18 protein-coding genes and 2 tRNA genes are annotated in these 25,784 nt (G+C 32.5%); 18 read left to right on the top strand and 2 right to left on the bottom strand.

All coding sequences use genetic code 11. The features are described from left to right. Positions 1 to 5 precede the first annotated feature (5 nt). The 5 genes from APR43_RS18285 (at position 6) to APR43_RS18265 (ending at position 3,454) form a co-directional block, all read left to right on the top strand. Positions 6 to 1,463: an LptF/LptG family permease gene (locus APR43_RS18285; protein ID WP_053471129.1), complete on the top strand. Its 1,458-nt coding sequence runs from the start codon at positions 6 to 8 to the stop codon at positions 1,461 to 1,463. A 2-nt stretch (positions 1,464 to 1,465) separates the two neighbouring features. Continuing rightward, positions 1,466 to 2,596 (top strand): 3,4-dihydroxy-2-butanone-4-phosphate synthase, encoded by a 1,131-nt coding sequence (ribB, locus tag APR43_RS18280; RefSeq protein ID WP_053471130.1) that lies wholly within the window; start codon positions 1,466 to 1,468, stop codon positions 2,594 to 2,596. Between the two features lie 5 nt (positions 2,597 to 2,601). Further along, on the top strand, positions 2,602 to 3,000 hold the full coding sequence (locus APR43_RS18275) for an acyl-CoA thioesterase (RefSeq protein ID WP_053471131.1): 399 nt from the start codon (positions 2,602 to 2,604) through the stop codon (positions 2,998 to 3,000). A 141-nt stretch (positions 3,001 to 3,141) separates the two neighbouring features. Next, positions 3,142 to 3,226: transfer RNA gene (locus APR43_RS18270), tRNA-Ser, on the top strand. A gap of 143 nt (positions 3,227 to 3,369) precedes the next feature. Beyond that, positions 3,370 to 3,454: transfer RNA gene (locus APR43_RS18265), tRNA-Ser, on the top strand. Between the two features lie 134 nt (positions 3,455 to 3,588). Here APR43_RS18265 and APR43_RS18260 read toward each other — a convergent pair. Continuing rightward, the gene (locus APR43_RS18260) at positions 3,589 to 5,391 is read right to left on the bottom strand and encodes a glycoside hydrolase family 2 protein (protein ID WP_053471132.1); all 1,803 of its coding nucleotides are present in this window, start codon (positions 5,389 to 5,391) and stop codon (positions 3,589 to 3,591) included. Between the two features lie 316 nt (positions 5,392 to 5,707). Continuing rightward, the gene (locus tag APR43_RS18255; RefSeq protein ID WP_053471133.1) at positions 5,708 to 6,391 is read right to left on the bottom strand and encodes a helix-turn-helix transcriptional regulator; all 684 of its coding nucleotides are present in this window, start codon (positions 6,389 to 6,391) and stop codon (positions 5,708 to 5,710) included. Positions 6,392 to 6,695: 304 nt separating this feature from the next. Here APR43_RS18255 and APR43_RS24525 point away from each other — a divergent pair, with 304 nt between their 5' ends. The 13 genes from APR43_RS24525 to APR43_RS18195 all read left to right on the top strand — a co-directional run bounded on the left by APR43_RS24525 (position 6,696) and on the right by APR43_RS18195 (position 25,782). Continuing rightward, entirely contained in the window at positions 6,696 to 6,833 is a 138-nt protein-coding gene (locus APR43_RS24525; RefSeq protein ID WP_165590678.1) for a hypothetical protein, read from the top strand. After that, positions 6,826 to 7,104, top strand: a complete 279-nt coding sequence (locus APR43_RS18250) for a hypothetical protein (protein ID WP_053471134.1) — start codon at positions 6,826 to 6,828, stop codon at positions 7,102 to 7,104. The genes APR43_RS24525 and APR43_RS18250 overlap by 8 nt, the downstream gene beginning before the upstream one ends. A gap of 30 nt (positions 7,105 to 7,134) precedes the next feature. Continuing rightward, positions 7,135 to 7,851, top strand: a complete 717-nt coding sequence (locus APR43_RS18245) for a DUF3164 family protein (RefSeq protein WP_053471135.1) — start codon at positions 7,135 to 7,137, stop codon at positions 7,849 to 7,851. Between the two features lie 122 nt (positions 7,852 to 7,973). Further along, positions 7,974 to 8,174, top strand: coding sequence for a hypothetical protein (locus APR43_RS18240; RefSeq protein WP_053471136.1), 201 nt, complete (start codon positions 7,974 to 7,976; stop codon positions 8,172 to 8,174). Between the two features lie 436 nt (positions 8,175 to 8,610). After that, the gene (locus APR43_RS18235; RefSeq protein WP_053471137.1) at positions 8,611 to 8,856 is read left to right on the top strand and encodes a hypothetical protein; all 246 of its coding nucleotides are present in this window, start codon (positions 8,611 to 8,613) and stop codon (positions 8,854 to 8,856) included. 315 nt (positions 8,857 to 9,171) lie between these two features. After that, positions 9,172 to 9,459 carry a methyl-accepting chemotaxis protein gene (locus APR43_RS18230; protein WP_091290755.1) on the top strand — a complete coding sequence of 96 codons (288 nt, stop codon included), beginning with the start codon at positions 9,172 to 9,174 and terminating at the stop codon, positions 9,457 to 9,459. Next, positions 9,456 to 9,914: a CHAP domain-containing protein gene (locus APR43_RS18225; protein WP_053471139.1), complete on the top strand. Its 459-nt coding sequence runs from the start codon at positions 9,456 to 9,458 to the stop codon at positions 9,912 to 9,914. The genes APR43_RS18230 and APR43_RS18225 overlap by 4 nt, the downstream gene beginning before the upstream one ends. Before the next feature lie 21 nt (positions 9,915 to 9,935). Beyond that, positions 9,936 to 10,433, top strand: a complete 498-nt coding sequence (locus APR43_RS18220) for a hypothetical protein (RefSeq protein WP_053471140.1) — start codon at positions 9,936 to 9,938, stop codon at positions 10,431 to 10,433. Between the two features lie 28 nt (positions 10,434 to 10,461). Then, the gene (locus APR43_RS18215; protein WP_053471141.1) at positions 10,462 to 12,648 is read left to right on the top strand and encodes a hypothetical protein; all 2,187 of its coding nucleotides are present in this window, start codon (positions 10,462 to 10,464) and stop codon (positions 12,646 to 12,648) included. A 2-nt stretch (positions 12,649 to 12,650) separates the two neighbouring features. Further along, positions 12,651 to 15,422 (top strand): hypothetical protein, encoded by a 2,772-nt coding sequence (locus tag APR43_RS18210; RefSeq protein WP_123924564.1) that lies wholly within the window; start codon positions 12,651 to 12,653, stop codon positions 15,420 to 15,422. A 185-nt stretch (positions 15,423 to 15,607) separates the two neighbouring features. After that, positions 15,608 to 15,928: a hypothetical protein gene (locus tag APR43_RS18205; protein ID WP_053471143.1), complete on the top strand. Its 321-nt coding sequence runs from the start codon at positions 15,608 to 15,610 to the stop codon at positions 15,926 to 15,928. A 422-nt stretch (positions 15,929 to 16,350) separates the two neighbouring features. Then, a complete protein-coding gene (locus APR43_RS18200; RefSeq protein WP_053471144.1) occupies positions 16,351 to 17,931 on the top strand; it encodes a hypothetical protein in 1,581 nt (526 codons plus the stop codon). Between the two features lie 462 nt (positions 17,932 to 18,393). Beyond that, entirely contained in the window at positions 18,394 to 25,782 is a 7,389-nt protein-coding gene (locus tag APR43_RS18195) for a hypothetical protein (protein ID WP_053471145.1), read from the top strand. Positions 25,783 to 25,784 lie beyond the last annotated feature (2 nt).

The following is a 25,784-nucleotide window of genomic DNA, read 5'->3' as shown; positions in this document are numbered from 1 at the left end:
GAAGGTTGAAAATTCTAGACAAATACTTATTAAAAACATTCTTAGTTACATTTACCACGGTATTTGTAATCCTTTTTTTCATATTCATACTTCAGACAGTATGGCTATTTATATCAGAACTAGCAGGTAAAGATCTCGACTTAATATTGGTCGTGAAATTCCTGCTTTTTTCTATGCCGCGTATTATCCCGTTGGTTTTACCGTTATCGGTTCTTTTGGCTTCGATTATGACTTTCGGAAATTTAGCCGAGAATTATGAATTTGCAGCCATGAAATCTTCCGGAATCTCACTTCAAAGAGCAATGCGGGTTTTAATTATTTTTATATTCGTTTTGAGTATTGTAGCATTTTGGTTTGCCAATAATGTTATTCCTTTTGCCGAATATAAGTTTGTGAACTTCCGAAAAAATATCGCGCAGGCAAAACCAGCCATGGCAATTGCCGAAGGCCAGTTTAACGATGTTGGAACGTACAACATTAAAGTCAACAAAAAATCTGGCGAAAACGGAAATATTCTTACTGGTGTTACTATTCACGAAAAGGCAAACAATTTTGGAGAAAACAAAACGGTCATCAAAGCCAAAGATGGAGAATTAATCAGTAATGAAAAATCAAGTATTTTGAAACTGGTTTTAAATGATGGTTATTACTATCAGGATGTTACTCCAAAAAAATACGAAGACCGTGCTAAACTTCCTTTTATAAAAGGAGCTTTTAAAACGCATATCATCAACATCGATTTATCTGAATTAAACAAAGTTGACGACAGTAAAGAAAGTATTGCCGGTACAAATGCAATGCTCAATTTTAATGAATTGCGTTATACTTTAGATTCATTAAACAAGAATCTGGACAATGAAATTATTTCATTTTCTGAGAATATAAATCAGCGCGTTGGATTTAGAAGATCAAGCACTTTGGTTACTGATAAAGCAAAGAAGAAAAAGGCTTTACCAAGTGATCTTTTGTCTTTATACAACAATAAAGAAAAAGTTGATGTTCTAAAAATGGCAAGCAGCAATGTTACCAGCAACGTTTTCTCTATTGAATCAACCCAAAAAGATTTAAAAGACAAACAGCGAGAAATCAACAAACACTTAACGGCTTTATATGAAAAGTTTGTTATTGCTTTTGCATGCTTCTTAATGTTCTTTATTGGTGCACCTCTTGGAGCTATTATTAGAAAAGGCGGACTTGGTTTACCAATTGTTTTTGCAGTTTTAATTTTCATTACTTTCCATTTCATCAATACTTTTGGAAAAAGATTATCGCAGGAAGGCGGAATGACTCCTTTTATGGGTTCATGGATGTCGTCGTTTATTCTTTCGCCATTAGCAGTATTATTAACCTATCGTGCTACAAATGATAACGGATTAATTAATTTTGATGCGATAACTACCCCAATCTCACAACTATTTCAAAAAATTTCCGAGCGGTTTTCACCAGCTCAAAACAAAGAATAATTATGTCAACAAAAATTCAACTGAATACCATTGAAGAAGCTATAGAAGATATTCGTCAAGGTAAAGTAATCATTGTAGTTGATGATGAAGATCGTGAAAATGAAGGTGACTTTTTAGCTGCTGCCGAAAAAGTTACTCCTGATATGATCAATTTCATGGCTACTCACGGACGTGGATTAATCTGTACACCACTTACAGAAAGCCGTTGCAAGGAGCTTGATTTACGCGCTATGGTTACTAATAATACTGATCATATGGAAACTGCTTTTACGGTTTCTGTAGATTTAAAAGGAAATGGTGTTACAACCGGAATTTCTGCTGCTGACAGATCTAAAACGGTACAGTCCCTAGTTGACCCAAATACAAAACCACATGATTTAGCACGTCCTGGACATATTTTTCCTTTAATTGCTAAACAAGGTGGAGTTTTAAGAAGAACAGGGCACACAGAAGCTGCAATTGATTTTGCAAGATTAGCAGGATTTAAACCTGCAGGTGTTATCTGTGAAATTTTGAATGAAGACGGAACAATGTCTCGTTTGCCTGAACTTATAAAAGTAGCAAAGAAATTTGACTTAAAATTAGTTTCGATTGAAGATTTAGTTGCTTACAGAATGCAGCATGACAGTCTTATCATTAAAAAAGAAGATTTTGATATTGAAACTCGTTTTGGAACTTTTAGATTAAGAGCTTACGAGCAGACTACAAATAAACAAATTCATATTGCTTTAACGAAAGGAACATGGAATCTTGGAGAACCAATTTTGACGAGAATCCACTCTTCGCAGGTTAATAATGATTTATTAGGAACATTGACTAATAATGCAGAACAGCAGTTAGATGATATGTTTAAGGTTATTAATGAACATGGTAAAGGTGCGGTTATTTTTATTAACCAAGATATGACGGCTGTAAATTTATTAAACAGAATTTCTGAACTTAAAACTTTGCAGGCACAAGGAACATTAAAAGCACCAAAAGTTATCATAGATAGTAAAGATTACGGAATTGGGGCTCAAATCCTTCATGATATTGATATTTCTAAGATTAGATTAGTTTCGAACACAGAACAAACAAAACGTGTCGGAATGATTGGATATGGTCTTGAAATCACTGAATACGTAACTTACTAATCTTTATGGGTACATTAGAAGAAAGAATTTTAAAATCTGAAACACATATTTTTAAAGCGGTTTTCCCGAGTACAACGAATCATTATGATACTTTATTTGGAGGAACTGCGCTTCATTTAATGGACGAAGTGGCTTTTATTTGTGCTACACGTTTCAGCCGTAAAAAAGTAGTTACAATATCTACAGGTCAAATTGATTTCAAAAAGGCAATTCCGGCAGGGACTTTAATCGAATTAGTTGCAAAAGTTGTTAGCGTGGGAAGAACAAGCTGTAAAATTCACGTTGATATTTTTATGGAACAAATGTATACCGAGCTTCGCGAAACAGTAGTTTCTGGAACTTTTTCGTTTGTTGCTGTTGATGAAAACAAGAAACCAACGCCAATTTTGGACAACTTGGATTAATTTTTTTAAAAAATCTTATTTTCGGAAATACTGATAATTAGGCACTTGTAAATTATTTTAAAAAAGTTTCGAAAAAAGTTTTCAGAACCGAAAAACCGTCTTATATTTGCACCCGCAATCAGGCAATGATAGCAACATACTGGAGAAATGGCAGAGCGGTCGAATGCGGCAGTCTTGAAAACTGTTGACTGTAACAGGTCCGGGGGTTCGAATCCCTCTTTCTCCGCAGAACTCGAAACCCTTAACTTTTGTTAAGGGTTTTCTTTTTTTATAATATTATTTTCTTTGTAAATAGTTTCAAAAAAGTTTTCTCAATTGAAAAAACACCTTATATTTGCACTCGCAATCACGAAACGATAGCGACATACTGGAGAAATGGCAGAGCGGTCGAATGCGGCAGTCTTGAAAACTGTTGACTGTAACAGGTCCGGGGGTTCGAATCCCTCTTTCTCCGCAGAACTTAAAACCCCTAACAAATGTTAGGGGTTTTGTTTTTTATATCTTTTCTCTTTTAGTATTTATTCAAAACCAAAAAACCTCCGAAATCATTTCTGACTTTGAAGGCTTTTCACTTATCTAAAACTCGTTTTACTTATACTCTTCTTCTTTTTGTGCGTACCAATCTTTCATCACATAAAAAGCTTTCTTTTTAATTCCATTACTTGAAATTAAACCTTTACGGTTAAAGAAATCCTGAATGTTTGTCAATTGTCTTCTTGGCGATCTAAAGTCGACTAAAATCCACGGAGACACTCCTGCTAAACCTTCAATTCGATTGAACATCTGCGTATTTTGAATATATAATTCTTCCTGATATTCTTCATTCCAGCGTTCTTTTTTATCACCATGTAAACCTTGTAAAGCTTCGCCTCCAAATTCACTGATGATAACCGGTTTATTATATGGAATCACCCATTGCATGTCTTTACAGGATTCATTCGTTCCTCTGTACCAGCCTAAATATTGATTAAAACTCACAATATCTACATATTCATTCATATTATCCTGCAGCGTATTGATATTATTGGAACTTTTAGTCACTTCCATCGCCATACTAATCAAACGAGAATTGTCCTGTGTGCGGGCATATTTTGCTAATTTGCTTAGAAAAAGATCTCTGTCGTCGCCATGAGGCGTTTCGTTTGCTATTGACCAAATTACGATTCCACAGCGATTTTTATCTCTATAGATCATATCATGCAGCTGACGTTCGGCATTTGCGTATGTATCTGGATTTGTCCATGAAATAGTCCAATATACCGGAACTTCCGACCAAATCATTAATCCCATTTTTTCTGCTTCTTTTACCATGTTTTCGTTATGCGGATAATGTGCTAAGCGAACATAATTACAACCTAATTCTTTTGCCCAGGTTAATAATGTAATCGCATCTTCCTGCGACCAGGCTCTTCCAGATCTGAAAGGCGCTTCTTCATGAATACTTATTCCTCTTAAAAAGACTTTTTTTCCATTTAACAGAATTTCTTTTCCTTTAGTTTCAATTGTTCTAAAACCAATTTTATCGTTTATATTTTCATCTGCTTTGCTTATAGCAACATCGTATAATTTTGGTTTTTCCGGCGTCCATAAAATCGGATTTGCTTTTATTTCAAAATAGGCAAAACCTTTTGAGTCGGTTGTAATAGTCTTTTTGATTTTTAATTCAGGAATAGAAACCGAAAGTGATTGATTGGCCGTTTCACTATTCAGCTTAATCCAGCCTGAAATTTTTCCTTTTTCTTTTTTATCTAGCTGAACCAGATAATCTTCAACATAAGTATTCGGAACCTGAGCCAAAGTAACATCTCTTGTGATTCCGCCGTAATTCCACCAATCCATATTTACGGTTGGGACATTATCTTTATGACGTTTGTTATCTACTTTCACTACAACAAAGTTATTTCCGTCAACCAGCAAATTTGTTACATCAAAATTAAAAGGCGTATAACCACCAACGTGAGTTCCCGCCAGTTTTCCGTTTACATAAACTTTTGCATCATAATTAACCGCTCCAAAATGAAGAATTCCTTTGGTTTGAGCATCTTTTTTATAATTAAAGTCTTTCTGAAACCAAACCGTTCCTTCATAAAAGAATAATCTTTGATCTTTTGAATTCCAATCAGACGGAATATCCATCGTGGCTGAAGTAGCAAAATTATATTCGGTTAAATCTGTAGTATTGAATTTTTTATTTTCGAAAAATCCATTGTCTTTTAAAGGCATTAAACGATAATCGTAATATCCGTTTTCGAGTGGATCTACAATATAACTCCATTTTCCATTTAGGTTGATGTTATTTCGAGATGAAATATTAGATAGTACCGGAATTTCCTGTGCCATCGTTTTCCCAAAAATCAGAAAAGCCAAACACAGCATTATTATTTTTCTCATAGCTACAATTATTTATTTAAAATACAATTTTCTATTTTTTATCAAAAGAACGAATTAACAATCAGCTTCTTATCAAAAAATCATCCTTCATAACTAACTAATCCATTTGCCGTTCCTAAATTACAATAGGTTTATCTACCTTAAACTTAGAAAAAACATATCAAATACACTACAAAATAAATCTAACGCAAGAAAATGAGCGTAGTTATTTTTTTCTTTTGAAGAGGATCTATTTGCATTTTATTGATGGAATAAAAAATGAAAGCCTCTTAAATACAATAATTTAAGAGGCTAACTTTTATAGTGATATGTAAATTTACATCATTGTATTAATACGAATACTAGCTTTTATAAGGGCCAGCGCAGATATTTTTGAAATATGTATATCTTTTGGCTGATGATGTGAATTCTGACTTACCAATTTCACAAACTCCTGCCCTTGTTCTGATTTCTGAACATATTTCACTGTAATATATTCTTCCCAGTCATTTAATTTGACACTTAAAAGGTACATTTCTCCAAAAAAGATATTATCAAATTCTGTTTCCTTATATAAAATTATATCTCCGGATTTTAAAAGCGGATACATACTATCACCTGTAACAGAAATCGCTCCGTCACATTTAGGAAGATTTGGAATTTTTATCGTATCCAAAACTCTTTGCGGCTTTCCACTACTAAATAATTCCCTTAAACCTGCTACAGCTTCCAAATCATATAATGGTATTTCCTGACTCACATGCAGCGAATCTATTGTTTTTCGGTCATTATTCATAATTACAATATTAGTGTTATCCTCTTTTATCATGGATCCGTTTCCGGTTAAAAGCCACTCAGAATTTATCTCTGGATAGTAGTGTAAAATTTTACACGCTTTGTCCGTTCCCATATTACTGCTATTATCTAAAAACTTATTAGAAAAACCTAAATCATTACAGAACTTATATTTAGTAATCCCTTTATAATCAAGGTATTCTCTTATTCTTTCAGTCGACCCCATAAAAAGATGTATTTTTTTACGTTAAAAATTTGTTTCGATGTATTATTTTACATTATATTTGCAAAGTAAAGAAAAATAAATATTAAAAACAAGTCAAACACATACAAATTTATGCGGTACACAAACTACATTCAAAACAAAATACTTGAATAAATTATTGATATTAAATTAATTACAAGACATTTAAGTTACTAAAAAATGAAAAACACAGCACTACACTAAATCAGAATAAAACTACGAATGACTTGTAATATTAATCATTAAAATTAAAAAATCCTTATTCATCATTACTTAAATCATAAAAATGGAAACAAATCAAATCAAGGAAAAAATTCAGGAATTGGAGAATTGGCTGATTGAAAATCCAAACAGCCCCGAGAGAAATCTAATAGGATCTGACATCAAAAAATTACGAACCTTATTAAATAAAAATCATGAGTAGAAATCAAATCGAAACAAGAATTGCACAATTGTATCTGGCACTTCAATATTGTTCTGAAAGATCGAAATCTTTTACGCCCGGAGAAAGAATCTGCATTAATCAGGAACGTTTTCAATGGATGCATATTCTGGACAATGAAACCGCTTCTCCCCGTCCCGTTTCACAAGCAATTGAAAACAAATTAAAAGAGGTATTAAGACTTGCTGATCACTATAATTTTAAGCCTTATTACGGTGATCCATTTAAAGAAGAAATCTTATTGCATAACTAAAATTATTATAAAAACTAAAAGCCTATTATTATGAACACGCCGTTAACAAACACAATGAACCCATCTTTGGACTTATCTCAATTTTCTGCACAGCAATTAAAAGAAGCTTTAAACCGAATTGAAAATAAAAAGAATGAAGAACGAGATGCTTATAAGAAACTGGTAGCCGAAACTATTCCTAAAGCACTTTCGAGATTATACGAAACTTCTGAAATGATGCGAAATGCAAAAACAGAAACTTTTCAATTATTTGAAACTATTCTGGATTTAAAGAATCAGGTTTATGGTTTTAAAGAAAAGCAAATGTCGCATACTTTTTCTAATGATAAAGAAGAAATCACGATTGGATATCGCATTAATGAAGGTTGGGACGATACAGTAACAATTGGTATTGAAAAAGTGCAGAATTATATTTCGTCGCTTTCGACCAGTAAAGAAACAGCATCATTGGTAAAAATTGTTTTCAATTTATTAAAAAAAGATGCTAAAGGAAATTTAAAAGGTTCGCGCGTTTTGGAACTTCAAAAATTAACTAAAGAATTTAATAATGAAGAATTTACCGATGGTGTTGAAATTATTGCTTCTTCTTTTAAACCAATTCGCTCAAGCTGGTTTATTGAAGCAAACAGAATTGATGAAAATGGTGTAAAAACCAATATTCCGTTGTCTATGTCGTCTGTAGATTTTTTACAAGGATATGCTTTTAATTTCTTTAACCAGCAAAACGAACAAAGTCATGCAGCCTAATAATGATATTTACGCATCGGCTCTTTTAGCCCTTCTGCTTATTGCAACCAATTTAAAACCAATTCTTTTATTCCGTGAATGGTTTTATTTCAGAATCAAAATAATTTTTAAACAATACTTAAATGAGCGTAAAAATAAAGCCAATTACTGACCACGAAAGTTACAAGGTTAATGAACATACCATTTTTAAAGACGGGCTTGGAAACTGGAACTGTAAAAATGATTTATCTAATAAAGAACGTCAGGCTTTTAATCAATATGAAAGCATTGTAATCAAAAATCCGAGATTTAAAAAACACACGACAGCTACCTACAAAGGCTGAATAATCCCCTCAAACTCTACATTATAAAAACTTAAGTAAACATAAAAAAATGGTTCCTGTTTTTCGCTTCTTTCTGAAGGAAAACAGGAACCGAAGATGGGCGGTTTTTACCCAAAAAAAGCAACCAAAACCATTCTTTCTGTAGAGTTCCCAGTCTTTAGAGCTGCGGAACGAGATCATGATAGGAAGAGTACTGACCTCAATTGTTAAAAAATATTCTTTAACAAATAGCACCTCAGAACGAGGTTCAAAAAAATGGCATTTGAAGTAGAAAAACCATTACTTAAAAAGATTAAATGGTTTGGCTGCAGTAAATCTTTATGTCATTATATCGTATTCAAATAATTCTTAATCATGATTAAATCTTCATTTTAATAATTCTTCTCTTTTCAAAAAATCTCTCTTCATTTTCTATCACTCTATAAATATCATTATCATGCCTATATCCTCAAACAGAAGTCTCGGAATTCAAAAAAATAAATTATTGCGCTACAAACTTGTTAAAGAACTGTATCAAAAACACAAAACGGAAGATATTCCGACTACGGTAGTATGGCGTAAATATGTTTATCCTGTTTATCCCATTTCACGAACTACTTTGTATGAAATTCTTTGTACGCCTATTACTTCAGAATTGAAAAAAATTGAAGAACTTATGAGCAATCAGGAAAAGTCTTCTTAACCATTATAAAAGAAAAGCGAATCTTTTCAGCTCTTAAAAACATTATTTTTATGGTGCAAAGATGAGCCATTTACTCTCGTAAAAATGAGCTTTGTTCGCTTTCTGTACAACTATGTAAAGCCCTAGAATACTAATGTTCGCACGCCTTGCATTTGTTTTTTTTAGGGCTTTTTTTACCCAATCTTTGCAATCACAAAAGGAAAAGACAGCAGGAATCTAACTGCAAAAAATTAAGATTGCACCTTCTCCAAAAAAAACAGCACGCTGTGTGTTTCCCCAAATCACTTTTATAAACATTCAACATTAACACATTCAATGGAACAGTTTCTATACCCCTCTCTTACGGCATTTTTTGCCGCTTTTATAACCTGGTTTTTCTCTATGCGAAAATCATTAGCAGAAGACCGCGCCGCCGAACTTGACAACGCAGTAAGCGCTGTAAAATATTACCGTGATCTTCTTGATGACATTACTGCTCGCCTGACCGCCGCCACAGATACCATAAAAAAAATGGAAGTACAACACAAAGAACTTATGCTTATCAACCAGCAGCTGGTTGATGAGTTACAAAAATTTAAACAGCTTAACGGAAAAAATTCATGACACTAACCCAAAAAACCTTAGAAATAGCCACGGCACAAATTGGTGTCGAAGAAATTCCCAGAAACAGTAACTCCGGCCCCGAAGTCGAAATTTATTTAAGAAGCGTTGGTCTATCAAAAGGATATGCCTGGTGCATGGCTTTTGTTTACTGGTGCACGCAAAAAGCAGCGCTGCAGATTAATGCTAAAAATCCTTTAAAGAAAACTGCCGGAGTTTTGGATCAATATAATTCGAGACCGCTTTTGGTAAAAAAAACACCTCAGCCCGGAGATGTTTTCATTATGGATTTTAATAATGGCGCAGGCCATACGGGTTTCGTTGAAAAAGTGACCGGAACCACGATTTACACAATTGAAGGAAACACAAATGACGCCGGAGGCCGTGAAGGTTACAAAGTAGCCAGAAGAAAACGCGATATAAAAAGCGTAAAAGGCTTTTTACGTCTGCAAAACTAAATTTATAAACCAACCTTAATTATGACTAAAAAACTAAAATACTTTGTTTTTTCTCTTTTGATTATTCTGATCGTGATTTCATGCCGAAGTCCGAAACCCATTGAAAACGAAAATAAAGTTCAAACTATTACTATTACAGAAACACTGCACGATACTGTTTTTAAAATTGCCAAAGACAGCAGTTCTTATAACGCATTACTTGACTGTATTAACGGAAAAGTAGTTCTCAAAAATGTTATTCAGGCCGAACCAGGGCGTACATTAAAAAGCCCAAGGGTTCGACTTGATAACAATAAACTCAGCGTTGACTGTGACTTAAAAGAACAGGAACTTTACGCATTCTGGAAATCGAAACAAGTAAAAGATGTTCAGGAAAAAACGATTACGATTACCAAGTTTGTCAATTACTTAACTTTTTGGCAGAAGGTACAAATTTCGCTGGGAAGGTTTTTTCTTATTGCTCTCATCTTTTTACTTCTAAGATTCGTCTACAAAATCTATAAGCCTTTAATGGTTTAAAATTAACTTTTAAATAATTCATTTAAATATGTCTTCACAATCTCATTTTTTCGTGGAGTCAGGAGGCTTTACGCAAAGCCGCGAACAAGCTTTTGGTCCTCAATCGAGTACCGAGTTTAACCTGACCTCCAAATTTTCATTAGCTTCTCCCAAAAAGGCATATGCAATCTGCAAAGGAGTTGTTTTAGTGCAGCCTCAAACAGGCAGTACAGATAAAGTAAATCTTATTCTTCGTCCTTACAAACAGCCATTTCCGGGATTAAATATCAAATATTTCATTTATAGAGGATTGCAAAGAAGTGATTTTTTTACAGCAGGTTCTAATCCTAAAATAATTCAGAAAACAGATCAAACGTCTGATTTTATCAATAATATAAATGATGATTTTGGTGCTTTTAACGATAATCGCAAAGATTCACAAGGCAATCCTATTCAAAAACCAGATTTTACTGCTAAATATATTGGTTATAAAGACAATCCAACTGAGGAAAATGAGGCTACAGAATTAGCAATTCCACTTTCTAGTTTCTTTTTCAAAGAGTCTGAATTTGTTGAAGCCGATAATACTTTCGACGAAACTGACGATTTTGAACTTCCAATGATTGATATAGGAAAATCGTTGGGGAAATTTGCTCAGGGAGAAGGCGGAATTGACGTTGTATTAAATTACGGCGATTACAAACAGAATTTTGATAATGGCGAGTTTGATTTTAACTTAAAATATGCTCGTAAAGCATTTGATTCTATTTCAATTACAGAAGGTACTCCGTATCAACAAAAATTACTGCGCGAGCAAAGTGTTCAATTTGTTGATATTGCTGCTTTTTATGGTTTGTTTGTTCCGCAAAATTCTGTAGATGTTGTCACCGCAGGAACTAAAACAACTAAAAAGGGTGTAGAAATTTTTAATAGTGTTGTCAATAATTTTTTCACTAAAAATAATTGGTATATCTATATCCAGAGTGACCGTACACGCAGTTATGATTTTTATGGAAACTACAAAATTGACGATGGACCAGAAAATCTTAAAACAGGTTTATTAGCAAATTCAGAAGGAATTGTTCCAATGACAGCCGTAACTTATAGCACGGAGGGCTGGCCAGTTTTAATTGATAAACAAGAGCAGGCTAATACCGTTACCACAAATAACCTTTATCTGCAATTTACAACCGATAATAATAACAATACTGCTTTTTACGGACAGATTGCAAAAGTTGCCAATGCACAAAAAGATAATTTCATAAATGCCGATGGATTATTATTACCTCCAGATGAAGAAAGAAATTATTCAGATTTAACGGCTGAAATTCAGCTTACAACTCCTGCTTATCAAGGCAAAAATATTGCTGCCCTTAGTGTTTTGTTGTATCAGGGGAAAATTAATACTTATAAGGCAGATGAAGTACTTGATGAAAATGGAGATCTAGTTGTTGTAATTGGCCAGGCTAACTTTTTTGATGATGTGTTTAGTTTAATTAAAGCTGAACCATTATTAAAACTAAACGGCGATGAGAGTTATTCGAGAATGACTTCTGAAAAACCAAATCTTATCAATAAGTTTTATGATAAAAAACAGCAAGGAATTTCAATTGTACAAACTCTTACTGTAAATGATGTCATTGAAACTGGAATTGAAGAACCATCTACGGTTTCGCGAGTTACTTATTTAACTGAAGCCGGAGATGTTATGAATAATGCTGTTTCTGCAATCGGAAGCACAACTCCAGATACAAAAACAACAGCTTCTGCAAGCGGCGCAGTTACAAAAAATAAAACGTACCAATTACCAGATCCTTATTACTATAATTTAAAACTGTTTACAGACAGCACTCAAACTATTACGGGACTGGAATTAAAAACAATGGATGGCTCTAATCCTAATAAAATTATTCTGGGATTAACGAAAGATGAAAATAATGCTATAAAAGCATTAATTACTGATGACACAAAAAATCCTCGTTTGTTTTTGATTGATCTGTTTGAGAATGAGAATGAGTTGATTTCTCCTGAAAATATTGCATACCAGAAATACAAGGTTCTGATGGTAGCTGAAAATGTAAATGGTGAGACAGAATTATTTGAATCAGAAAATGATGTTTTTGTTTATTCACTTGATAGAAAATATCATTTCAGTAAAAAATATAGTGAGTATATGCCCAATATTTCAATAGGTATCGAGGGAGACAACTTAATTAATGAACAAATTACTATATGATTATGGAAGATTACGCAATTATTTTAGCAAATGATTTAGTAGTTAAAGCTTCAAATTTCGGCGGGATATCAAAAGTGGGCTTTAATAAAGGAGGTAAAGTAATCTCATTTATATATGAAGGCTTAAAATATACTGCTCTTTTTGAATTTAAGTCAAATGAATTTTTAGATTATGTTGACGAAGGCTATTTTCAAAAACTAAAAGACAAAGAAATTCAAAAAGAAGGAGAGAAATACGATGGAGTTGAAAAAAAATTATGGGAGAGTTATGTTTTTAAAAAATATGATAAATTGAATGTTGCACAATTTAATGACACAATATTTGGAATATTAAGAGATTCTTCAGGATTATGCTATAATAATTTTACATGGCAATACACTAATCCATATATAGCTCCGAAAAATCCTCAACCAGCTCCTAATGCAAGTGCTAAGGGTAAATTTTGCGAAACATTTGCTAATGGTACACATGCAAAAACTTTTTTTGATAAATACAAAACCTATACTTTTTTAGATACAGACGAAAGTGATATTAGACTTATTGGAGAAATTGCATCATTACTAAAAAATGCTGGCGAAAAAACAACAGAGGCTTTTTTAAATTTTAACCTAACAGGTGTTGACACTACAAAATTCACTTTTCATACTACAGAAAATCAACTCTCAAGAGCAGAACTTTTAAAGTATAAAAACGGTCTTGAATTATGGCTTAAAATGCTAAAAAAGTATCAAACCGAGATCAGTAAACTAGGTCATGAAGAACAGTTATTTATTGTAATAGATGTAATGTATCGACATAACATGCTAACATTATTATCTGTTGATCAAAGAATTAGCATTTTGAAAATTTTAGTTGAAAAGAGACCTTTAATGAATTGGTATTTTGAAAATTTTACTAAAGTTTTTCATAAAGAAGATTTAGCAATACATATATTGGAATCAGTCACAAATAAAGAAGATGCTGATGATTTTTTACAAAAACTCATTTCCACAAACGTTATTGAATCTGAATACAAACATAAAAAAGTCACATATAATACTTATATAACACTTTATAAGATGCTTTTTTATAGGATGGATGATTATTTTGGAAAAGATAATTTTACAGCTTATGTTGAAGAGCTGAATAGAATTGTTTTATTAAAAAATAATATTGAGAAAAGAGAAGTCCCTCCAGAATATACGACTGAGCAAATTAAGCAACTTACATGTGCTCAATTTATTTGGAGAGAGAAACGGGTTAAAAATGGTCCAAATAAAGATCGAAGAAAGTATGAAATCACTAGTAATACTGACAAAAAGATAAAAATTAAAGAAACTATTTTTTACAAAGTAAAATTACAAGAGGTTTATCATGCAAATTCAGTAGGTGTTCCTGTTTTTGCAGGATATGAAGAAGTTACTACTGAAAAACTAGAGACATCATTTGAACTTGATCATTTTGATTTGGTTTCAATACACTTTTATGATAACCCATCTTTTGTTGATTTAACTTCTGATGAATCATATAAAGGCAAACATTATTTCACTTTTGCAGGTTTCATTGATTATTTACTAGAAAAAGAAAACACAAAAGTTGCTGAAGAAGTATTCAATGCAGCTTTATATGCAATCTCACTAGCAATAGGATTTGGAGAAGTTGTAGCTGCTGTTAGAGGTATTAATGTGTTAAGAGCATTTTTGGGAGTTGTTATGATTTCTAGTGATACTGCATTGTATTTAAGTGGTGAAACATCTTTTAGAAATTATATCGTCGAAAAATATCCAAATGATTATCAGCAAATTCTTGGAAATTTACAACTTTTCTCCACATTCTTATCTTTTGGAACAAATGTTGTGGCAGGATCTGGTATTTTAAATCAATTTTCAAAAGCTGAAGCTACAAAATTTGTGGGTACTGCTGAAGCTATTTTAAAAGACAGTGAAGCATTATCAATTTTATCTACAGAGGAAATAGCTGGTCTAAAGGAAATGGTGAAAAAAGTTAAAAATGAATTGTATATTTTACGAAATGAGGAAGAAGTCATTCATACAATCGTAAGAACTCAGGTTAAAATTAGATTAAATAAATATGCTCCTATTAGAAATGAATTAGAGATTATTGAAGAAGCTTCAAAAAATAGACTATATGATGATTTATTTAATGTTTCCGAGGATTTCATAATTCAAATTGAAAAAACTCCCGATTTTATAAAGTATTGGGACACATTACCAGAATCCGAAAAATTAGCTTTCAATTTAAACAAAACAGGTTCATATAAAATTTGGTACGTTGTAAGAACTGAAGCTAAAGCATTAGAAAGATTTAATTTAAAACTAATTGATCTAGATACAGGAAAACCATTCCGATTACCTGAATGTAGAACTTGGGTCGATCTACAAACTCAATCTAAAGGTTTATTTGAACCATTACCTTATGGAAAAATTGGGGATGTCCTTGGTATGTCTGGCAGTTATAATAGTATTTCTCTTTCAGGAAAAACAATAGACTTTTGGGGATTACCAAAAGGAGCATTGTTATCTAATAATTTTAATGGAGCTCAAAGAATAAAAAGTATAAATAAATTATTAGAATCAATTGATGATCATTTTATTAAATTTTTTAATAGTACAAAATATCCAGGAGAATCATTGGATATATTTGTAATGGATTTACGTTATTATGATCAAGATTTAGAAATTAAAAATATGGTCCTTAACTACATCAACGATCCAAATTATTTTTATAAGAATTTAAGAGATAATCCAAACTATTTCATGTTAATAAATAATTAAATAAAATAAAAATGGGAGACATTAGAATCAAATATCGAACAAAATCATTCTGGATTAATCCAGATTTCATTGAATTAATAAGCGAATACATATGCCAGGTATTTGAATACAAAACACTTAACACATATTCAGAACAACTACGCAATATATACTATTGCTGCAATGGCAATAGGACAGGTGAAAGTATGGGATTTGTAGGTATCACTTTTAATGATATTTTAGATGATGAAAATAAAACATCGATGATCGCTATACTTAATCAAACTAAAACATTGATTCAATCTCTAGGAACAACAATTTCAGTAGTAAAACTTAATCAATTTGAAAACTCAAAAAGTGATTCAGTTTATATGACAGAATGGACAATTCCAATCCAAACGAGTAGTCTTGTAAACTTATTAGATTTATTTATCGATTTACTAAATGAAGTTTATCCTCATGATTTAGGAGCTGTAAACTTTACTGGTTACCAATCAGTTACAAATCCAAATGTACAAGTTATATAAGTACCGGTTATTTCCCTGTTTTGTACTAGAATTGGTTTGCAAAAAGCATATAAAGCTCAAAGACAAAAAAGTCTTTGAGCTCTCTTAAAAACATCATTTTCCTTAATGAAAATGATAACCTAATAAATTCAAAATCACATTTTAAAACTCAATCTGGAACTTAAAAATTAAGTTTCCTAACCCTTTATTGGCTTATCTGAAAGCCAATCATTACCCAAATATTTTACAAACTCTGTAAAATAAAACTATTGTGACGCCACTAACACAATTTTTAAAACAATCCATTTTGGCTGAAAACATGCTAAAAAGAGATATAAAACCATCCTCTCTAAAAGCAAAAATTAACCAGAATAAATTACGGTAACCCCCATAAGCCTTAATAAACGCCTATAAATTTAAAAACCCGTAATAATTAATTAAAAATGAGTACAAATCACAACAGAATCAGAGTGGCAGATTTAGAAACAAATAAGTCTAACAAAATTTTAATAACCAACGAAAAAGGTGAACTGGAGTTTAATGATCTAAACAATCTGCAAACCGAAAAATACAATGCACTAGATTGCACAACTGAAGGTAAAGCATTAGATGCCAGACAAGGAAAAGCATTAAAAGATATGATTGACAATGTCTCTCCCGATGAGTTTATTACCAAAACCTCCAAAAGCTTCTTCCATATGTTTTATATAGGCGACATTGACATGGTTGACGTTGATGATAAATCATACTTGAAATTCGAACAAGGAATGACAGGCTTAAAATCCTTAAATATTCAAGATTCAAAAAATTTATATCATGGCCGTGACTTTATTTTAAAAAATGGAAGCTTAACAAATGTTACTATTTTTCATAACTTAGGATCTGGCAATTTTAAATTTAATATACCAGGAGCTAACAATCTAGTTTTAAAACCTGAAGAAAGCGCTCACTTTGTAATGCGTGCTATTAATAACACAAATAACGGAGGATTAATCGATTACATAGGTATCTCAGCAACAGTTGATGCGACTCCATCTGTAAAAGGAACTCTAAAATTAGCAGGAGATTTAGAAGGATCTGCCGATTTTCCTACTGTAAAAGGTTTGAGTGGAAAACTTACGGCTGTTATTGCTACAGATTCAGAAACTCAAATAACGCAAACTGTATCTGAAGATAATAAGATTGTAAGCCGCTCCAAATTATTCAACTGGTGGACATGGATTAAGTCTCAGTCTCAAACTATTTCCGGACCTTGGAATTTTACTAATAAAGTTACATTGGCCGCTGGGAATACAACAACACCATCTCTTTTTATTCCTAATGGCACATTGACCTCAACATTACAAAATGGAGCTATTGAGCGTGACAGTTCTGGTAAATTATTCACAACTCGTAATAATGCACGTTATAGACTTCTTGAGGATGACGGAAGTATTATTTCACTTTTAGTTAATTTACCACCAAATGTAAATACATATACACCTTCAGCAATTACAAATACAACTACAACGGTAATTGGAAACATTCCATTGGGTACTATACCGAGTATTTTTGTTGGTCGAATAGGCATGTATTATAGTACTTATTGGACTGAATCTGGCAGCGGAAGTATATTGCCAACGTCAATTAAGGTTGAGTATTATTTAAGAGTTACAAACGGTAGTTTTGATGGATACATATGGGGTACCGTACCACAAGGTGTGGATTACCTTATTTATAGTAGCGATTTTCTAAACACTACAACTCATCTTTCAACTTTCACAAAAAACGCAAGCGCAACAATTTTTTCAAAACGTAACGGTTCTGGTCAAAATGGTAATTATAATGGTATAGGTATTCAGGAATCTTTTAAAAACATCAGAACTCCAGACAATTCTAACAATCAAGACGTTATAAATTGTTCTTTTCAAATTGTCGAAAAAATTACGCACACATACGCAGATAGTACAAATTCAGCTGGAAAGAACGTAGCAGTAAATGTAAATGTCTCAACTGATGCTTTTTTTATTGAAAAAATCAGATAAGATTAAAGAATACAACACGTAAACAAATACTTTAATTTACTTTCTGTCGATTCAGAATCTCATTTAAAATAATCAATAAGTGAGATGCTTGCATCTTAAATAAAAAGACATAAAGAAGAAATTTATAAAATTTTGAGCGTACGTTTTTTATCTAATTATTCCTGATCCTCTCCACTCTCTTTACAACTCTGTAAAGCCCCAGAACACCAATGTTCAACCACTAAGCAGCTGTTTTTTAAACCTCTTTTTTAGGCTGATCTTTACACTATCAAAAGGAAAATACTGCAAAAAAAATCAATTTTTCAGCTGCTTTTTTCGAGGCATTATCTAAATCAAAAAATACTGTAAACCTGGTCATCAAATAATCGATTCATTATTTGAATACCTCATTTGGTTTATCAAAACAAGAATTTAATCATGCAAAAACACGAACGAAAATTAAAGTCAAAAACAAATTAGAATATGCCAACTAATCCAATTCCAGCGACTCCAATTCCTACGGCAAGGTATTATCCTCGACTATCTGAGGTAATTACCGTAGATGACTTACCGGAGTTTTTATCCTTTGTAGAAAATGGCTTAAATGACATTTTCAATAAAATTCATTACAAAAACTTACAATATTCAAAAGGATATCGCGGCGACTCGGCTTTTTACAGTCTTGATATTGTAACAAGCGAAAAACTTGCGATTCCCCTGCCATTTGGTTTAGGTCTAGTACTTAATCCAGATCTTGATGGCGATTCGTCTATTTCGTCATTCCCAATTACGTTAGAATATCAGTGGGAAATTTTAGCTTTTCTAAAAACTTTCAGTTCAAGCAATTTTTCTTTTTCAGTAAAAGATTTTTATTCGGTAGGATTACAAGTTTTCCGCATCAGCGAAGAACAAGTTGTGGCTCACATGCTGAATATTTTTGTTGAAGCTAAAGAAGGAAAAACAAAATACGAACAGCTTTTAGAAGATATTAATGATATTGAGAATTTAACTGGAGTACAAAAATTAGAATTCCCAGAAGGAACTGAACAATCTATTAATGCTGTAATTACGCTTATTAAAAACAATCCTGCAATTACAGATTCTGTTTCTCTATTATTATTTGCAACTTATATCTTAAAATCAGATTTAAGCGCAACAAAACAAAAACTACAGGAATTCTACAACATTATTGTTCCTGATGGCATCGAAGCTCATATTAAAAGAATTATTACACCAAAGGCAAAAGCAACTTTAGCCTTAAGTGCTGGTATCGAGTTTCCTCAAAACATTTTAAAACCTGTTACAGATAAAGGTGAGTCTCTTTCGGATCCAACGACAAAATCAATGTTTGTATTTGGTCAGGCACAATTGTATGCTGATACTGAAGAAGGAATTGGGTATCAACTAGAATTAGGCGGATCATTAAAACCATCAGAGTATGCCATGATTGGCAATACTGGTTTAATTCTTCAATTAGATACTTTAAAAGTAGATTTAAGCAAAAAAACCAACATCCCTGAAGCTGATGCTGATGGACGTCCAAATGATTTCGTTGGAGTTTATGCGCGTGCCGTTTCAGTTACCCTGCCATCAAAATGGTTTAACAAAATTGAAGAAAATCCACTAAATACAACTCCAACATTAAAAATTGGTGCTTCTGATTTATTAGTGGGTTCTGGCGGTCTTTCGGGGAATATTTATCTGGAAACAGTTCCAAGTGCAAATGGTGCATTCAATTATTTTAATGACAAATTCAATTTTAATTACCCAATCACAATGTTCGAAAAAGATCAAAGTGGTGTGGCAAATAAAAAAGAAATTGCGGATTATGCCTCTTTACTTGTTTTTTTACAGGAATTAAATACTAAAAAAACTCCTTATGCATTTGATTATCCTTTATCGTTAACAACACTTTCTTCGGTAGATTCACCAACTATTGAAGCTTCTACAACTTATATTTTTACAGAGGCTAAAGATTATCAGAACTTTTTATTGGAGTTATACGACAATACACTTTGGAAAACAATTGGCTCGTCTAATAAAGGCTTCAAAATTGGTTTCAATAAGTTTGATATTTCATTTAAACAAAACAAAGTAATTGGCTCTAATATTAAGGGTGCCTTAGAAATTGAAAAATTCAAAAAGGGCAACGATGCTTTTAAAATAGATCTTGAAGGTCACTTACAAGATGATGGCGACTTCAATCTTACTGCTTCATTCCCTAAAGAAAATAAACCTACAGCAAATTTATTTGATCTCGTAAAATTTGATTTCAACAGTTTCGAACTAGGAAAACAAGACGATGACTTTTATATAGGAACTTCATGTCATATTTCTTTTCCTCAAGGCTCTTTAATTGGAAACCTTATGAAAGGTCAGGGCTTTGATGTTGAAAAACTTCGTATTTACAGCGATGGAAACATTGAAGTTGAAGGAGGATCAATTCCTATTCCTATCAGTCTTTCTGTAAATCTTGGACCAGTTCAAATGGCAGTTACCAATATTAGTTTTGGTTCAACCCAAATTAACGGCCGTAAATATAATTTCTGGGGCTTTGACGGTGCAATCAGCATCAACCCACTTGGAGTTGACGCTCGTGGAGAAGGTGTGAAATTTTATTATCCTACGGATGGCAATGATGAAGACGATCGTAAAGCAAAATCTTTCCTAAGAATCCAGACTATTGAAGTTGACTTAATCATTCCGGGAACAGCTACGGAAGCTTCTGCAATGGCAATCATTAATGGTATGATTTCGCTTCCTGAACCTGGAAAATCACCGGAATTTATTGGTGAAGTTGGTTTAAAACTGCCAAAAGCAAAAATTTCTGGTGGTGTTGGAATGCGTTTTATGCCAAAATATCCAGCATTCTTAATTGATGCTCATATCGAACTGCCTACTCCTATTCCACTTGGATTTCTTGCTATTTCTGCTTTTAGAGGTTTGCTAGGTTTTAGATATGTGGCGACAAAAGAAGCAGCAGGATTGAAAAAAGATAATTCTTGGTATGAGTTTTACAAAGCTCCAAAACCAGGTATTAATATTAGAAAATTCAGCGGACCGCCAGATTCTATGCAATACAACTCTCCGTTCTCTATTGGAGCCGGAGCTACTTTTGGAACCGTTGCAGATGGCGGACATGTATTGTCTTTAAGAGCAATGCTTTTATTGTCTCTGCCTACGTTATTTTATATCGAAGCTGGATTAAATGTTGTTGCCGGACGATTAGGACTTATTGAAGATGATCCAAGTAATCCTCCATTCTTTGCAATGGTTGCATTTGGTGATGATTCATTAGAACTGGCAGCCGGAGCAGACTTTAGTATTCCAAAAGACAGTGGAGAAATCTTTAAACTTCATGCTTTATTAGAAGCCGGATTCTTCTTTAAAAATCAAAAGCCCTGGTATGTAAACATTGGAACAAAAGAGAATCCTATCCAAGCCGATATATTGACCTTATTTAGTGCTAAAGCCTTTATTATGCTTTCGGCTCAGGGAATTGAAGCCGGTGCCAGATTAGATTTCAATTTGGATAAAAGTTTTGGTCCTGCTAAAGTAAGATTATGGGCTTATTTAGAATTGGGAGGGAAAATTTCGTTCAAACGCCCGCAAATGGGTGGATATATTACGGCCGGCGGAGGTATTCAAATTAAACTTTGGATCATTAATGTCGAGATTGTTTTAGATACTATTTTCTCTGTAGAATCATTTAAACCATTCTTAATTTATGCTAAACTGGAGTTGAGTGTTCGCGTAAAAATTGGTTTTATAAGAGTCCGTAAAAACTTTGTAGTCGAAATTCAATGGGATATTAACAGAGTTGTTGATCGTACACCTTACAGCCCGCTGCCTAAAGGAACATTTGGTGATGGAGTTGACAACAGAACTTTAGAAAATGTAAAAGGAGTTCACATGCTTACCAATCAAGCTTTTACACTTGATTATTTCAAATCAACAGATGATAATGACTATGATCCAAATAAGTTTCATAATGGAATGCCTAAAGCAGAACTTATTACACAAATCATTCCTTTAGATACATACATCGATATTAAAATGGCAAAAGGAGTATTACCAAATCCTGAATTGTCACACAAAATTGGAGGTTATACCGGCGATGCTAAAAACTATACCGATTTTATGCCTCCAAAAGACGATAATCCTAAAACAGCTAAGAAACCACGTCAGGTGAAACATCAATATGCAATTAAATCTATTGATATAAAATCATGGAATGGTTCAACATGGGAAGATTATTATCCATTTGAAGCTGTAAAAAATATTGATGCAGCAGAAGATTTAAGCAATTTACCTTGGGCACAATGGCAGAAGGCAATTGATCAATATGATAGTATTCGTGTATTAGGAACCAATCCATTTTCATTCTTAAGTGCAGCTGAACCTGGATGGCACGTTCCGGAACAATTCGGAATCACTTCATCTAAATTATTCTGTCCTTCTGTGGCAATTGAATCAAAACATACTGATTTCCTTAACAAGAAAATTGGTTTACGTTATTATGTTCCATCTCAACATGAAGCAGATAAAATCAACGGATTGTTTTTTAAATTAATTGGAGAACTTTCAGAAATCACTGAAGATAATACAATTGAAGGTTTAGATTTTATGAGTATTTCGGGACAAACAAACCCACATGGTTACAATAAATCTTTGTCTTTCAAAAACAATAATCAGTTAGAAGTTATTTTCCCGGATTCAGCAATTGAACCGGTTTTCCAAATAACAACTCAGGCGAAAGAAGTTGTTATAAAAGCCTTTACTGCTGTTACAGAAGATAATGCAAAATCAGTTTCATATAAGCCAATTAAACTTAAAAAAACAGATACTGATACAGCCCAATATGATTTAACTTATACTAAAGCTGAATTGTTAAAATGTATAAAATTATTAAGTGAAGAAACTGAACCAATATCAAAAACTAAAATTGATAAAATTGTAATTATTCCTTTATCGCCTAATGCAAAACGTATTTATGAAATTAGAAATGAAATAGCCACTTTATTTAACGAGACATATAGCAGTGAAACGGGTGAAGTTTCTATCTCTTTACCTGGTAATATGACTAAATATAATGAATTATTAGCTGAATTAGCATCATTAAAAATTAATGCCGGAAATGATAATCCATCTGTAGGTGCTCCAAATAAATTGACTTTTACTAATTACTATGGCTATAAAGGAAAAAATACTTATGCTTTTGATAAAGTAATTAAATTCAATAACACTTACATTATTGCTTTTCATCCGAAAGTTGATACAACGGTTTTGTTACACATTGATTCAAAAGGAGCTATTTTAAGAGAACGTTTACTAAACGGAGTTGTTACTTCAATGCAGGTTGTAAATGATAATTTACTAATCACTCAGGCATTGAATGCGAAGCAATGTAAAGTAATTGGAGAAGCTATTGTTGATTTTGATCTTATTATTGGCTGTACATCTCCTATTGCTGCGATGACTATTACGGAGCTTGATGATGAACTGAATTTAAGTTCCGGAGTACAGTATTTAAACAGCTATTCTTTAGGATTCAACAAAGTATTGCCTCTTGCAAATAACGAATTGCTTTGGGTTAATGCATTAGAAACCGAAACACAGATTAATTGGATTAACGGAACCGATCGTGCTCTTATTAAGCGTGTAAAAGTAAATGGAAGCGCCTTTAAAGTGCTGCAGCATAATGCTGCTGAGTTTAGTTTAGTTACTAAAGACAAAAAGATTATTCATTTTAATCTTAATACCAACACAAATGCAATTGAGGTAATGGATACAAAAGTTATTTCTGATCCTTCGGTATCTGAAATTATTGATGCTGTTGTTGCAAACGGAAAAGTTTTAGTTACTATTAAGTTCTCAAATGAAAAATTTGGTTTAGCTCAAATTACAGGAAATTCATTAGATATTGTAAACCAAGATACGGTTTTTGATTCTCCAATTTATTTATCAAACAGTACTCTGGCAGATAATTCGATTGTTGCTTATAACACAAAGTATTTATTTGTATTTAGTTCAGCATTAGCACTTACAAGATTAATTAAAAGAGGAAGCAATGTAGAAAATGCGTCGATTATTCATCTTCAAAATGAACCTTCTCAAAATGAAATTCTGATGCTTTCATCTAAACCAAAAGAAAAAGGTGTTTATTTTTCATTGTTTACAGATCAGTTTAATAATTGTTCTTTATATCCTGAACAAACTGTTACCATAACTACCTCTGCATCAGCTTTAACAACTGAAATGACAAGTTTCACAACAATTTCATTAGTTGAAAAAGTAAATTATATGAGAGCTCCAAAAAACTCAAAATTAATTTCGATTAATGAGATCATTTGTTCTAACGGAAATGCTGAAGAAGATCCTGAATTGGATTATACAACTTCAATTCAAAGTGTTGAATGGCTGAGTAAAGAAAGTTATTTCCATAATACAACCATTCCTCAAATCGATGCTGTAGAAGACGATCGAGAAGCAATGAAAACTGCAGTAGAACATACTGTTCAGCCAATTTGGAGACCAAATACAACGTATTGTTTGGATTTCACTTTAACCGATACTGTAGATGATGATAGAACAAAAGATTTTAATTATTTCTATGGATTTAAAACTTTAGGACCTGTAGGCCATTATCCTGTTCCTGATAAGCCTGTAAAACCTGGTGAAGAGCCGCCAGTTAAAAACGAATTGACTGAGTTGTCGAAATCGCCATTGACTTCATTAAGACAATATTTAGATTACAACCGCTCTTACCCAAATGCTGATGGAAGTTTATTACAATCGAAACCTGCGTTTTATGGAAATCAACAATGCAAAGTTTCTTTGTTTTTTACAAATCCTTATACATATCACATGTTTAAAGATTGGGGACCATATAATACTGAAAATGTACCTAAAATAAAAGGAAAAATAAATCTTTTCATTAAAGATCCTCTGACTGATTTGCTTATCGAATATCCGTTTAAAAATGAAGAAGTAGCATATCCAAAACCAATTGAAACAATTGATGATTGGAAAGACGATAATGATCCTAGAATTCCATTAGGTATTCAATTGATAAACAACATTCTTACTGATAAATCAGCAATGAGATGTACTTTAGATTGGGGCCAGCCTTTAAAACCAAAATCATATAGATACGAAGTAAAATTAACTGATTTAAAACCTTCTAAACTTTATACAGTTTTAGTAAATAACTTTTTTGATGATGCACAAAATGGAACTACCAGCTTAAGCAAAAACGTATTGGTACACCAATTCGGCTTCCAGACCTCTCGTTACAAAGATTTCAAAGAACAAATTGAAAGTTATTATTTAAGTGAAGATCAATCACAAAGAGCATTATATGATGTCAAACTTAATTTAGTTCAGGAACAAATTGACAGCCTATATCATTTGGTTTCTGTAGAAAATACGGCTAACACATTAAGTGATTCAATGGCATCAAAATACCAGCATTCATTTGACCGTGCCATTGAAGGAATCTTAAAAATGTCTCCTCTTGATCCGGCACAAAATACCGAGATCAATAAAATTATCGACACAAATACTGGTAATATCATCGCTCTTTTAGTTCGTAATCCAGAGCCATTTAATATTCCTAAAATGCCTTTGCAAGAAATCAAGGATTCAATTGTAGTTGTTGATGAATCACTAAATCCTAAAACAGGATATAAAGTATTGCATTCTAAAGATTATTCACAGGCTTTAATTATGCTAAACAGCAAAATAATTCCAAAGGAAAACCTAAACATTCAGTTTGATTACAGAATGTGGAAAAATGAGGGAACAGCATTAACAGAATCTATTGTCAAGCAAAACATAGAGGTACAACTATCAGAAAATACAAATCTTTAAAA

The organism is Flavobacterium sp. NLM, from assembly GCF_002210235.1.
In the GTDB taxonomy this organism is placed as follows: Bacteria; Bacteroidota; Bacteroidia; order Flavobacteriales; family Flavobacteriaceae; genus Flavobacterium; species Flavobacterium panici.
The sequence above is the reverse complement of the archived record's forward strand: the minus strand, read 5'-3'. Positions and strand labels throughout refer to the sequence as shown.